Annotated in this window: 12 protein-coding genes; all 12 read left to right on the forward strand. The window is 39.4% G+C overall.

Annotation, left to right across the window (positions count from 1 at the left end; all coding sequences use genetic code 11):
• Position 1: 1 nt before the first annotated feature.
• The 12 genes from QA584_RS13110 to QA584_RS13165 all read left to right on the forward strand — a co-directional run bounded on the left by QA584_RS13110 (position 2) and on the right by QA584_RS13165 (position 13,431).
• Positions 2–1,291: an HDIG domain-containing metalloprotein gene (locus QA584_RS13110; RefSeq protein WP_278274947.1), complete on the forward strand. Its 1,290-nt coding sequence runs from the start codon at positions 2–4 to the stop codon at positions 1,289–1,291.
• Positions 1,292–1,311: 20 nt separating this feature from the next.
• Positions 1,312–1,809, forward strand: coding sequence for an rRNA maturation RNase YbeY (gene ybeY / locus QA584_RS13115; RefSeq protein ID WP_278274948.1), 498 nt, complete (start codon positions 1,312–1,314; stop codon positions 1,807–1,809).
• A gap of 26 nt (positions 1,810–1,835) precedes the next feature.
• Positions 1,836–2,939, forward strand: coding sequence for a DUF3048 domain-containing protein (locus tag QA584_RS13120; RefSeq protein WP_278274949.1), 1,104 nt, complete (start codon positions 1,836–1,838; stop codon positions 2,937–2,939).
• Positions 2,940–3,021: 82 nt separating this feature from the next.
• The gene (locus QA584_RS13125; RefSeq protein ID WP_278274950.1) at positions 3,022–4,650 is read left to right on the forward strand and encodes a putative polysaccharide biosynthesis protein; all 1,629 of its coding nucleotides are present in this window, start codon (positions 3,022–3,024) and stop codon (positions 4,648–4,650) included.
• A gap of 89 nt (positions 4,651–4,739) precedes the next feature.
• Complete coding sequence (locus QA584_RS13130) at positions 4,740–5,573, forward strand: BofC C-terminal domain-containing protein (protein WP_278274951.1); 834 nt, start codon at positions 4,740–4,742, stop codon at positions 5,571–5,573.
• 461 nt (positions 5,574–6,034) lie between these two features.
• Entirely contained in the window at positions 6,035–7,057 is a 1,023-nt protein-coding gene (locus QA584_RS13135; protein WP_278274952.1) for a LacI family DNA-binding transcriptional regulator, read from the forward strand.
• Between the two features lie 467 nt (positions 7,058–7,524).
• Complete coding sequence (locus tag QA584_RS13140) at positions 7,525–8,568, forward strand: sulfate ABC transporter substrate-binding protein (RefSeq protein WP_278274953.1); 1,044 nt, start codon at positions 7,525–7,527, stop codon at positions 8,566–8,568.
• 32 nt (positions 8,569–8,600) lie between these two features.
• Positions 8,601–9,431 (forward strand): sulfate ABC transporter permease subunit CysT, encoded by an 831-nt coding sequence (gene cysT / locus QA584_RS13145; protein ID WP_278275166.1) that lies wholly within the window; start codon positions 8,601–8,603, stop codon positions 9,429–9,431.
• Between the two features lie 15 nt (positions 9,432–9,446).
• A complete protein-coding gene (cysW, locus tag QA584_RS13150; RefSeq protein ID WP_278274954.1) occupies positions 9,447–10,274 on the forward strand; it encodes a sulfate ABC transporter permease subunit CysW in 828 nt (275 codons plus the stop codon).
• Position 10,275: 1 nt separating this feature from the next.
• On the forward strand, positions 10,276–11,337 hold the full coding sequence (locus tag QA584_RS13155) for a sulfate/molybdate ABC transporter ATP-binding protein (protein ID WP_278274955.1): 1,062 nt from the start codon (positions 10,276–10,278) through the stop codon (positions 11,335–11,337).
• 68 nt (positions 11,338–11,405) lie between these two features.
• Positions 11,406–13,133, forward strand: a complete 1,728-nt coding sequence (locus tag QA584_RS13160) for an adenylyl-sulfate reductase subunit alpha (protein WP_278274956.1) — start codon at positions 11,406–11,408, stop codon at positions 13,131–13,133.
• Positions 13,117–13,431 carry a 4Fe-4S dicluster domain-containing protein gene (locus QA584_RS13165; RefSeq protein WP_278274957.1) on the forward strand — a complete coding sequence of 105 codons (315 nt, stop codon included), beginning with the start codon at positions 13,117–13,119 and terminating at the stop codon, positions 13,429–13,431. The genes QA584_RS13160 and QA584_RS13165 overlap by 17 nt, the downstream gene beginning before the upstream one ends.
• Positions 13,432–13,467 lie beyond the last annotated feature (36 nt).

Genomic DNA, 13,467 nt, shown 5'->3' on the forward strand with positions numbered 1-13,467 from the left:
AGTGAAACATCTTAGTACTGCCAAAGGCAGTAAGCCATTTGCTTATATGTGCGGGATAGTAGGGATTGTATCCGTTTTCATCATACTATTCTTTGGGACCGTGAATGGTGCTGCCTTAATTACTATTATAAAATTAAGTGTGTTATCTGTTGTTTTGATATCTATTATTGCATTTTATATATTATCACAAGGGGAAAAAATAAAAGAACTGCCGAATTTTTATGTTATTTTTACTATTACTTATCTGGTGTCTATATGTTTGATCATGTTTACCAAAGGCAGTACAGAACTGACCCTTTGGATGGCAGGCGGTTTATTGACAGCTATGGCGTTTCATATGTATCTGGGATATCTGGTTACCTTTAACCTGATTTTGTTAGCTGGTTTTGCTGGAGGCTTTCAGTTAGAGTTCATTATCTATCTGCTGATACTAGGCACTCTTTATTGCCTGTTATCGGGTTATATGATAAAATTGGCGACCCTTGTTTATTCGACTGTAATAATATTATCCCTGCAGCTTATTTTAATTTTTATCATCCATAATTTTATACTTAAGAATGCGTTGTATATTACTGCTTTATATTCGCTGGTTTCCAGTCTTGCTGTCATTGGACTTTCATTTTTAGCATATTCCTTATATAAAAAGAAGGTTTTTTCTTCTCTAGATCACGAAGAACAAAGCACAGAAAGCATAGGAATAGTGAATAGGGAGGATATAAAGGCTGTCGACAGAGATGGCCTTAACTATCAGAATAGTGATTTAAGTTATAACCTGGATGAAATTCTGGATATTAATTTTCCGTTATTATTACGATTAAGAGAATATTCCACAAAAGTGTACAAGCATTCCCTTTTAATAAGCGATCTTTCTCAAAGGGCGGCAAAGGCAGCCGGTGCTGATGAACTTAAGGCAAAAGCAGGCGGTCTTTATCATGAAATAGGCAGGATTACGAATAAAGAATATGTGGAAGAAGGCATTAAGTTAGCGGAGGATTATCTGCTTCCGGATTTTATCAAAGATATCATTCGCCAGCATAATATCAAGTATGATAAACCGAAATCACCGGAGGCTGCCATTGTCATGATAGCCATCAGTGTAATAGCCACCAAGGAGTATTTGGAAAAAACAGAAGTCAAATCAAGCGGGGACAGTCAAGAGGAAACCTTAGTTCCTATCGACAAAATCGTAGACAATGTATTTCAGATGCGGTTAAGAAGGGGAAGTCTTGACGAGTCCGGATTGACCCTGAAACAATATAATGATTTAAAAGAATTTTTTCTATCTATGTAAATGTTGGGAAAGGAACTAAAATGACACTAAATTTAGAATATGAAGCTGAAATTGAACTTAATCTTGATTACCGGAGTATTATAACAAAAGTAGTTGAAAAAGCACTGGATCTGGAGGAATGTCCCTATGAAGTGGAATTAAATGTAATTTTAACAGATAATGAGGAAATCAGAGAGATCAACCAGACTTACCGAACTATTGATGCGCCAACGGATGTATTATCATTTCCCATGATTGGTTATGAGACTCCCGGGGATTTCGACGGACTAGAAGAAGCACAAGAGGATTACTTTAATCCGGAGACGGGAGAATTACTCCTTGGTGACATTATTATATCCGTTGAAAAAGTAATCGAGCAGGCGAAGGAATATGGGCATACCAGGGAACGCGAACTTGCATTTTTAACAGCCCACAGCATGATGCATTTGTTCGGTTATGATCATATGGAAGAAAACGAAAGAATCATAATGGAAGAAAAGCAGAAAAAGGTTTTAGACGAGCTTACTATATTCAGATAATGCTTTAAGAACGGGAGATTACTATTATGAAAAAATACAAGATATTTATTATTCTGATAATTCTGGTACTAGCACTAGCTGGGTGCAAAAAAAAGGCAGATACAGATATTACTCCAACACCGCCACTGACAGAGACTTCGGAAGAGACCCCTACACCGACAGTGGAACCGACAGAAGCACCGACAGAGGCACCGGAGAATCATGACGGGGAAGCAATAAGTAAACTGACCGGACTTTGGGTTCCAAAGGAGATTAGCACGAAAAGACCATATGCAATTATGTTTAATAATATTAAGCTGGCATCACCCCAAAGCGGAACCTCAGAAGCGTCTATTCTTTATGAAGCAATTGTTGAAGGCGGTATTACCAGGCTTATGGGTATCTTTGATGAACTTAATGATACCAGGATTGGTTCAGTTCGGAGTGCCAGACATTATTTTGTCAGTTTTGCAGATGAATATGATGCAATCTATGTTCATTATGGTGAAACCACTTATGCCACCAAAAAGATAAAGCAACTTGGTATTGATGAATTAAGCGGGTTAACGGCTCTTGGAGATACGGTATTTTACAGGGATAAGTCCATTAAAGCTCCACACAACGCTTTTGCCAGTAAGAAAGGTATCTTAAAAGGCACTGAAATCAAAAAGTTTGAAACAGAATATCCAAAGGATTATGAAGGGCATTTTAAGTTCTATACTGAGGACAAGGATTTAACAAGCGAGGACAAGGCTGAAACTGTTACCTTAAAATTCTCAAGTTATACCAGTCCATATTTTACTTATGATAACAAGGATAAATTATATGGAAGATATCAGTTTGGAACGGAACATATTGATCGCAATACTGGAAAACAGTTGACTTTTAAAAATATTATTGTACAATTTGTTAAGGAATGGAATATTGATAAAAATGGTTACCAGACCATGAATATAGAAAATGCCGAGGGAAAAGGATATTATATTACCAACGGTAAAAAATCAGATATTACCTGGAAGAAAAATGAGAGCACGAAAAAAATGCGTTATTACGACGCCCAGGGGAATGAACTTACAATGAATCCGGGAAAAACGTATATAGCAATTTTTCCGGATAACCGGACGGAAGATGTAGTTTTAGCCGGTAAATAATATATTAAATTACAAATGATTTACTTAACATTAGACGCCTGTCAAAGAATAAGCGGCTTATGTTTGTATATAGGAGGATTTTATGGGTTCAGGTAAGAAAAGTAGTAGTTTTTTGGTGCAGGGAAGTATACTGGCTGTCGCTTCAATTATTGTTCGATTAATCGGCCTGCTGTACCGGATTCCCTTAACCAATATTATTGGGGATGAGGGAATGGGTTATTATTCCACTGCATTCCAAATATATAATATCGCCTTGATTTTATCCTCCTACAGTTTACCTCTTGCAGTTTCAAAACTGGTGGCAGCCAGAGTTGTGAATAAACAATACCGGAATTCCTACCGGATCTTTTTATGTGCCATGTGTTTTGCAATAATCGTTGGAACCATAGCATCTCTTGGTATCTATTTTGGTGCAGATATTTTTGCCAGTGCGATTTATAAATCTCCCCGTAGTGCAATACCACTTCGGATATTGGCTCCTACTATATTTGTCTTCGCTGTCATGGGAGTATTAAGAGGTTATTTCCAGGGAAAAAATACCATGCTGCCCACCTCAGTTTCACAAGTTCTGGAACAGATTATCAATGCAGTGGTCAGTATTGCGGCGGCTTATTTTTTAATGAAGAATCACAGCGCTTCCCCGGATATCTCAGCTTTTGGAGCAGCGGGAGGTACTCTTGGTACATTTGTAGGTGCCTGTAGCGCCCTAATCTTTTTAGCTTTTATTTTTGCCCTTTACAAACCTATAATAGATAAGCAGTTAAGAAAAGATACCGGCAGCATCCGTGAATCTTATCCAGACATATTAAAAGCACTTGGTATAACAATTATTCCGGTTATTTTAAGTCAGACGATCTATCAGATCAGCGGGGTTTTAGATGGTTCTTTATTCGGACATATTATGGCAGGAAAAGGTTTGGAAGAAGAAGCCAGGAATGCCTTATGGGGTATATACTCCAATAAATATAACCTGCTTATCACAGTTCCGGTTTCCATATCCTCTGCTATGGGTGTTGCCATTATCCCAAGTCTGGTGGCTTCAAGAGCCAGCGGTTCCAATTATGAAGTTAAGAATAAAGTACAACAGGCAGTAAAGTTTAATATGATCATTGCCATACCGGCAGCGGTTGGAATGGGTGTTCTGGCTTCTCCGATCTTACAGCTTTTGTTTCATGATTCCAGGGAACTGCCGGCTAATCTGATACGTTTTGGGTCCATTGCAATCGTAATGTTTTCTCTTTCTACCATTACCAATGCTGTACTTCAGGGAATCAATAAGATGCGGATTCCGGTTATCCATTCCGCCATTTCATTAGGTATTCATATTGTTCTTTTATACATATTGCTGCAATTCTTTAACCTAAGTACTTATGCACTGGTAATCGGTAATGTAACCTTTGCGCTGGTCGTTTGTATCTTAAACTGGATTTCTGTCGGAAGGCATTTAAACTATCAGCAGGAAGTAAAGAAGACTTTCCTGATACCGACTTTGTGTTCCGGGATTATGGGAGTGGTATCCTATTTAACCTATTATGGCCTTCACAAACTGATTGGTATTAATTCCATCAGTACACTGGCAGCTGTAATTGTTGCGGTTGCTGTATATGGCTGCATGTTACTTTTGTTTAAAGGAGTTACAGAAGAAGAATTGCATGAAATGCCTTTGGGCAGGACTCTGGCGAGGATTGCAGGAAAACTTCATTTGTTATAGAAAAAATCTATGATGTTTAAAAGTAGTAATATATAACTGTATAAACTGGGAAAAACTAGTGAATACTTAATGCCAAAGGAGTGATTTTTGTGAAACTGAAAAAGGCATTAGTATATTTCATTAGTTTTTTTTCGTTATCTGTAATGTTTTCCGCGTGTTATTATTTAAGCTATAAGAATGCTTTGAAAGATTTTAATGAAAGTGCGGTAGAGCGTAATAATCAGCTGATTCTATCATTAGAGAATAATGGGCTGCTGCAGTTAAATGGACAGCAGAATTCAGATAAGGCACAAGTAAGCCCGCCTGCAAATGAACCGGTACAAAACGCAGCAGATAATCAAAACGCGGCTGATAATCAAAACACAACAGAGGACCAAAACATAGCAGACAATCAAAACACAACAGATGATACTAATCTTAATGCTTCAAATGATACGGAAAATACCACAGATACCAGTATCGCAGTCGATGCTGTTAACAGTACTGTACTTCCGACAACGGAGTATACTTTACAGACTTATGATGCAAAAACCGGTGTTACCAATGAAGAAGTACTGCCTACTCCCAGCTATCTGATTGGTTTAACCCGTGAGGAAATAATTCAATACCTAAAGGATTATATGGAAGATCTGCCTTTAAATGAATTTCAAAAAGGTTTGGTTTCCTTTGAAGTCATAAGTTTTTCTAAGGAAAAAATAGTGCTGAAAAAAACATATAACGAAGATAAAGCGGAAAATAAATATTACCTTAAGGAACAAAACGGCTATATCGTTGCTTATTACGGGGACCAGAAGACTGTTTTTGATTATACGGGAGTATCGGTTGAGAATTTATCCGATTACGAGAAAAAGCAGCTAAAGGAAGGCATCTTCGTTAAGGATTTAGACGAGCTGTATGCGTTGTTGGAGAATTATTCTAGTTAGAAGATTAACTGGGATACGTGAGGTGTAATCCTTAGTAGTTGTTGTTGGATACTTGATAAAATCAGCTTTGAAGGTTGTTAAGAAAGCATTGTAATGATATCTTTCATTATGCTTAGTTATTGAGTCTGAATTCACGAATCTTTTATTCAGAGTCAGATGGAAGCGCTTATGAAGACATCATTATCATGCTTTCTGTTAAGTTTATGGCTGATTTTATCAAGTTTTTTTATGGTTATGGACTATGAAAAATAGATTCTATACTAAGAGGTATTGAGGTCCTTCTCCTTTTTTACATACCAATTGCTCCATGCTATTTCACTTAAATGATAAAACAACTATATTCATATTGACATTGTAGGATATAATATGTATAATATCGAATAATAAATTACAAAATTGCGATAAAGGTTATAATGATTCGTTATAATGGAATGCTTGTTATATAAGGAGGTTTCTAATTCATGACTTTAAAGGAAATAGCGAAACGTGCCAATGTGTCGATTTCTACTGTTTCACGTATTATTAATACACCTGACGGCAATTTTGCACGGAAGGAGATAAGGGATAAAGTCTGGGAGATTATCAGGGATACGGGTTATGTTCCAAATCAGTCAGCGATTGAATTAAAGCAAAATAAAACGAAAAATGATATCAGAAACCCAATTACCATAGCTTGTATTCTTGGGAGGACAAAAACTCCGGAGGAAAATCCCTTTTTTGCCCAGGTAGTGCGGGCTGTTGAACAGAAGGCGTTGAGTTTAGGTTATGTAGTAGCCCTGTCATATTCTATACTTGATATTGCCAATTTAGAGTTACTAAAAAAAATCGAGTCTGTTAAAACCGATGGTGCTATCATCATTGGCCGTTTTGATACGGGTACTTTGAAGTTTCTTAAGAATCACTATAAGAATATAGTGTATGTTGGCCGGAATGTAGTGGATGCGGAATTGGATCAGGTGATATGTGACGGATATGAAGCGACCAAGGAAGCACTAAACTATTTGCTTCGGCTCGGACACAAAAGAATCGGATATATTGGGGAAACTGTAAATGAGATCCGGTATAAAGCATATCTGGATACCCTTTTAGAGAAGAAGTTAGATAATGACCGTTGTTTAATCTGTTCCTGTCCTCAGACTGGAGCGGGTGGATACCAGGGGGCGGATATGCTGCTTAAAAGGGTAAAACCGTTACCTACTGCTGTTTTTTGTGCAACAGATGTGGCTGCTATTGGGGCCATCCGGCGTTTTACCGAAGCAGGTATCAAAATTCCAAAGGATATTTCTATTATCGGTATGGACGATATTGAACTTGCAGGTTATGTATCGCCTATGTTAACAACGGTTGGTATGCCCAAAGCGGAACTTGGAAATATGGCGGTACATATATTGGTTAGCCGGCTGAATAAGAATCATAAACTGCCGATGAAACTATATCTGCCTTTTAAGTTAGCAGTACGGGAAAGTGTAACAAAATGTTTATAACAACGATACATAATCAGGTGCCGGAGTAACAGGTATAAATGGACGAAATTGTCCGTTTATGTTAATCCGGCTCTTTTTTATTGCATAGGAAACTTCTTCGAACTTACCTATGCAATAAAAAAGCCTTCCAGGCAGGATGCGCATGACGCACTTAAGGAAGATTGTCACTGTCGTGACAGTGCGTCAGCGCTAGAGTCTGGCGAGCCAGACTCTTTGTTCTTTCATAGGATAAATTTAAAAGCGACGTATTATGACTTTTTCAGGCGGTTTAGACTCAAAATGAACTGCGCAAACGTTACACCTTTTTCCTGTTGCATAACTATTAGTTCTAAAGTATAATCATAAATCATACTAAACATATATGAATAAAGTTGTTAGTATATGAATAATACATAAGGATGAATAAGAGAGAGAACAAGAGAGAACCGTAACATTGAATATTCGGTTTTTGAATGAAAGGAGAATTTATGAAGATTAAAAAGCTGTTTACCTTCGGATTAATTATCACACTAATCACTGGGGTGCTGGCAGGCTGCGGCAGTAAAGCGAAAGATACCACTGTGTCAAAGGCTAAATCCGTAGAGATTACGAATGTATCCTATGATCCAACCAGAGAATTTTACGAAGCTTATAACCAGGAATTCGCCAGGTACTGGAAAGATAAAACCGGACAGGAGGTTACCATAGTGCCATCTCATGGCGGTTCCGGAAAGCAGGCCCGTTCTGTTATAGAAGGAAACGAAGCCGATGTAGTTACTTTGGCTTTAGGGTATGATATTACGGCAATAGAGCAGGCCGGACTGATTGAATCTGGCTGGCAGAGCGAATTCAAGAATAACAGTTCGCCCTACACCTCAACCATTGTATTTCTGGTTCGTAAAGGTAATCCGAAGCAGATAAAGGATTGGGATGATCTGATCAGGGAGGATATTAAGATAATTACCCCTAATCCTAAAACCTCCGGTGGGGCGAGATGGAATTACCTTGCGGCCTGGGGTTATGCCGATAAACTTTATAATCACGATGAAAATCAAATAAAAGAGTTTGTAAAAAAACTTTATGAAAATGTATTGGTACTGGATTCCGGAGCCAGAGGCGCCACCACCACCTTCGTAGAAAACGGACAGGGAGATGTACTCCTGGCCTGGGAAAATGAGGCGTACCTTTCCATTAAGGAAAATCCAAATGATTATGAAATAGTCACACCAAGTATCAGTATCCTTGCCCAACCGCCTGTTGCAATCGTGGATAAGGTTGTCGATGACAGGGGAACTAGAGAGGTGGCAACAGCATATCTTGAATATCTTTATTCCGACGTAGGCCAAAGGTTGGCAGGGGATAATTATTACAGACCAACGAATCCTGATATTTTAAAGGGATTTGGTGATGTGTTTGACCTTAACTTAGAGCTGATAACCATTGATGATCCCTTGTTTGGGGGCTGGGATAAGGCTCAGGAAAAACATTTTAATGACGGTGGTATTTTCGACCAGCTCTATACCGGTAAATAATAAATCATAATAAGCGGAGGCTATTGATGACTATGAAACATCCTAAAAGAAAACAGGTGGTGCCGGGTTTTGGCATATCCATGGGAGTAACTCTGACCTTATTAAGTTTAATTGTTTTAATCCCAATGGCTTCCTTGGTTATGAATGCCTCTACCATGGGAATACATACATTTGTGTCCACGGTAACGGACAAACGGATCCTATCCGGTTACCTGGTAAGCTTTACCTGTGCTCTGACAGCAGCAATCATAAATGGAGTATTTGGAGTCATTTTAGCCTGGGTGTTGGTACGGTATGATTTCCCATTTAAAAGGTTCCTAGATGGTCTGATTGAATTGCCTTTTGCCCTGCCAACAGCAGTAGCTGGCATTGCCTTAACCACACTGTATTCAGATAAGGGTATGTTTGGTAAAATTCTTTCCATATGGGGCATTAAGGTATCTTATACGAAACTTGGTATCATTGTAGCTATGGTGTTTATTGGAATACCGTTTGTAGTAAGAACCATTCAGCCGGTCCTTGAGGATCTGGACCCACAGTATGAGGAAGCTGCAGGGGTTCTTGGCGCTAGTAAAGCCAGAATCTTTATAAAGGTGGTATTGCCTGAAATACTGCCGTCTTTACTAACTGGCTTTGGTCTTGCCTTTGCAAGAGCCATTGGGGAATATGGAAGTGTTGTTTTTATTGCTGGAAATATTCCTTTTAAAACAGAAATCGCTCCTCTTTTAATCATGAGCAAACTGGAACAATTTAACTATGACGGGGCAAATGCCATTGCACTGGTAATGTTAATCGTATCCTTTGTAATACTGTTTGCAATCAACTCGGTACAGGTATATGCAAACCGGTTTACCAGAGAATAGAAAGGAGAGCAAATCATGGCTAAAGTAAATCAAAAAGAATCGAAAGCCGTACCAGTCATCTTAATTACTATGAGTATATTATTTCTATTTATCATGCTGATTGTACCTCTTATTGTGGTGATAACAGAAGCTTTCCGGGAGGGAATCTCGGTTTATAAAAAAGCAGTTTTTGACACCTACACCATCAAGGCATTGTTTCTTACCCTGAAAGCCACGGCAACAGCAGTGGCAGTTAATACGGTATTCGGCTTATTTGCTGCCTGGACAGTAACAAAATATCATTTTAAAAAGAAAAAACTGTTAACCACTCTTATTGATATCCCCTTTGCCATATCACCGGTTATAGCAGGCTTGATTTTTATACTTACCTTCGGACGAATCGGCTGGACCCATGGCATCCTTACCGCACTGGACATAAAAGTCGTATTTGCAGTTCCAGGTGTCATTCTCGGCACGGTGTTTGTTACCTTTCCCTTTATCTCAAGAGAAATCATACCGGTACTTAATGCTCAGGGGAAGGATCAGGAGGAAGCAGCAGCTATTATGGGTGCAAGTGCTTTCCGTATTTTCCGCAAAATCACCTTTCCCCAGATAAAATGGGCTTTTTTATACGGTATTGTATTGTGTACGGCCAGAGCCATGGGGGAATTCGGAGCGGTGTCCGTATTATCGGGGCATTTAAGAGGAAAGACAATTACCCTGCCGCTGCAGGTGGAAATCTTTTTCAGTGAATTTAACTTTACAGCGGCTTTTGGGGTTTCTTCCCTGCTGGTCATCCTGGCAGTCATTATTCTGATTATAAGAAATGTGCTGGAATATAAAATGAAAAAGGCAGGTGTCTGAAATGCATGTAGAACTTAAAAATATAAACAAATCCTTCGGTGATTTTAAAGCCTCCGATCGCATCAGTTTCGGAATTGAGAAGGGAAAATTAATAGGTCTCCTTGGTCCCAGCGGAAGCGGTAAAACCACCATACTTCGAATGCTTGCAGGTCTTGAAACTCCGGATTCCGGTGATATCTTTATTAACGGCAGCCGGGTTAACGATTTGCCGGCAAGTAAACGAGGAATTGGCTTTGTTTTTCAGAATTACGCCTTGTTCCGGTATATGAGTGTATTTGATAATATAGCCTTTGGTCTGGAGATTCAGAAAAAGAATAAAAAAGAATGCAGGGAAAGAGTAGAGGAACTCTTACAACTTATCGGGTTAGAGGGGTTAGGAAACAGATACCCCCATCAGTTATCCGGAGGACAAAAACAACGGGTAGCATTTGCGAGAGCCTTAGCTCCAAGTCCCCAGTTATTATTGTTAGATGAACCCTTTGCAGCCATTGATGCCAAAGTAAGGCAGGAGCTTAGAAGCTGGCTTAAGGATACCATTAACAAGGTTGGTATTACGAGTATCTTTGTCACCCATGACCAGGATGAGGCCATTGAAGTGGCAGATGAGATTATTATTACGAATAAGGGAAGAATCGAGCAGAAAGGTTCCCCTACAGAGATATACCGCAATCCAGAGACTCTTTTCGTGGCCAAGTTCGTCGGGCAGTCTTCCTTGCTGGAGGATTATGGCAGGCTTACCGGCTTTGAAGGAGCTGCAGATGGCTTAGGAGCAATTATCCGGCCGGAATTTATTAAGGTTACCAGAAAAGATGAAGCACTGCTATACCCTAATTCCGTAGAGGATGGAACGGTTGAGAAGACCTCTTTTCGGGGCAGTTACTTTGAAGTAATCATAAGTGTTAAGGGTTATATGCTGACTGCAACCAGGTCTTTGGAGGAGATTCCCTTAACAGTAGGTGAAAAGGTAAATGTTTTAATCTACCGGTTGTTTACCTTTGATGAGAAAGGCAGTCTGGTACTTGAAAATAAAGCTATTCAAGATATGAACCCGGTTTATATATAAAGGTTTATATATCTAAAGGATTATATATATAAAGGTTATATAGATAAAGGTTTATAACGGAGGAATTCATGAATAAGAAATTAACAGTAAAACTACTTAGTACGGATATCCTGATAATCGGAGGCGGAACAGCTGGTTGTTATGCCGCTCTTACCATAAGGGAACACTCTAAGGCAAGCGTTATCATTGCAGAAAAAGCCAATATTAAAAGAAGTGGCTGTCTGGCGGCAGGAGTGAATGCAATCAATGCCTATATTGTGAAAGGAAGGACTCCAGAGGATTACGTAGATTATGCGAAAAAGGATGGGGACAATATCGTCAGGGAAGACTTACTCCTTACCATGTCCCAGGGATTAAACCGGGTTACAAAAAAACTGGAGGATTTGGGACTGGTAATCTTAAAAGACGAACAGGGCGAATATGCTGCCAGAGGTAACCGCAATATTAAAATAAACGGTGAAAATATGAAACCCCTTTTGGCAAAAGCAGTAGAGAGCTTAGAGGCAGTAGAGATTTTAAACAGGGTCAATGTAACGGATTATATTGTTATGGATAACCAGATTAAAGGTGCTTTTGCATTTAGTATAGAAGAAGAAATCTTGTATGAAATCAGAGCAAAGAAAGTAATCTGTGCCACCGGTGGTGCAGCCGGCTTATACCGGCCAAATAATCCCGGATTTTCAAGGCATAAGATGTGGTATCCGCCTTTTAATACAGGTGCAGGTTATGCCATGGGTATACGGTCTGGCGCAGAAATGACTACCTTTGAGATGAGATTTATTGCACTCAGATGTAAGGATACCATTGCACCTACCGGTACCATTGCCCAGGGAGTCGGGGCTAAACAGATTAATTCAAAAGGAGAAGTCTATGAAGCCAAATACGGACTCACTACTTCTGAGCGAGTATATGGTACGGTTAAGGAAACCCTGGAAGGCAGAGGTCCCTGTTATCTTAAAACCGAGGGAATCACTTCCTTACAAGATGTTGAACTGAAAAAGGCATATCTTAATATGGCACCGAGCCAGACCCTTAAGTGGATGGAAGACAGAAAAAATCCCAGCGAACAAAACGTGGAAATTGAAGGTACAGAGCCTTACATTGTAGGAGGTCATACTGCCAGTGGTTACTGGGTGGATACCAAAAGACGTACTACGATAAACGGTCTTTACGCTGCCGGTGATGTAGCCGGGGGATGTCCGCAAAAGTATGTGACTGGGGCATTGGTAGAAGGTGAGATTGCAGCTTTAACAGCATTGGAAGATTTAGAAAAAGAACGTTTGTCAGAAAATTATAGTAAAGCCAATAAGAAAGAGCTGATACAACAGGAAGAACATGTACTGGTTAAGGAAAAACTAAGAGAACTGGAAGATATCCTGAATTATCAAAATCCAGTCTTTACTGTAGAACAACTGGAAGAAGCCATGCAAAAGGTAATGGATACCTATGCCGGCGGTATAAGTAATAACTATCAGTATAATGAAAAACAGCTTATTATTGCAGAGGAGAAAATTAATCAGATTATGGATTTAAGCGGGATGCTTCATGCAGAGGATATGCACGAATTAATGTTTATCTATGAGTTGAAGGAACGGCTGGTGCTGGCGAAATCTGTTATTGCGCATTTGCTTGCCAGAAAAGAAACGAGATGGCATAGTTTTGCAGAAAATCTGGATTATCCGGATAAAAGTGAGGAATGGTTAAAATATGTGAATTCCAGGCTAATAAACGGGAAGATAGAAATGATATACAGAGAGTTAGTGGAGCGAGGTGAAGAGTATGAGCATAACCATTAATCAGGATAAATGCACCGGCTGCAGAAAGTGTCTCGCTGTATGTCCCGGCAGCCTTATTAAAGTGTCTGATACAAAGAAAGCGTTTATGAAATACCCGAAAGATTGCTGGGGCTGTACCTCCTGTCTTAAGGAATGCAGTTTCGGAGCCATATCCTTTTACCTGGGAGCGGATATCGGCGGCAGGGGAAGTAAATTGACTACAGTCATAGAGGAAGATATTGTCCACTGGCAGATTGAGGATACAAACGGAGAACTTCTTGTAATTGATGTTAACCGCAAGGATTCCAACCAGTATTAATTATTAAACAGCGCCACACATGATATGGCTGTTAAA

The organism is Anaerocolumna sp. AGMB13025 (genome assembly GCF_029689925.1).
Classification (GTDB): Bacteria; Bacillota; Clostridia; order Lachnospirales; family Lachnospiraceae; genus Anaerocolumna.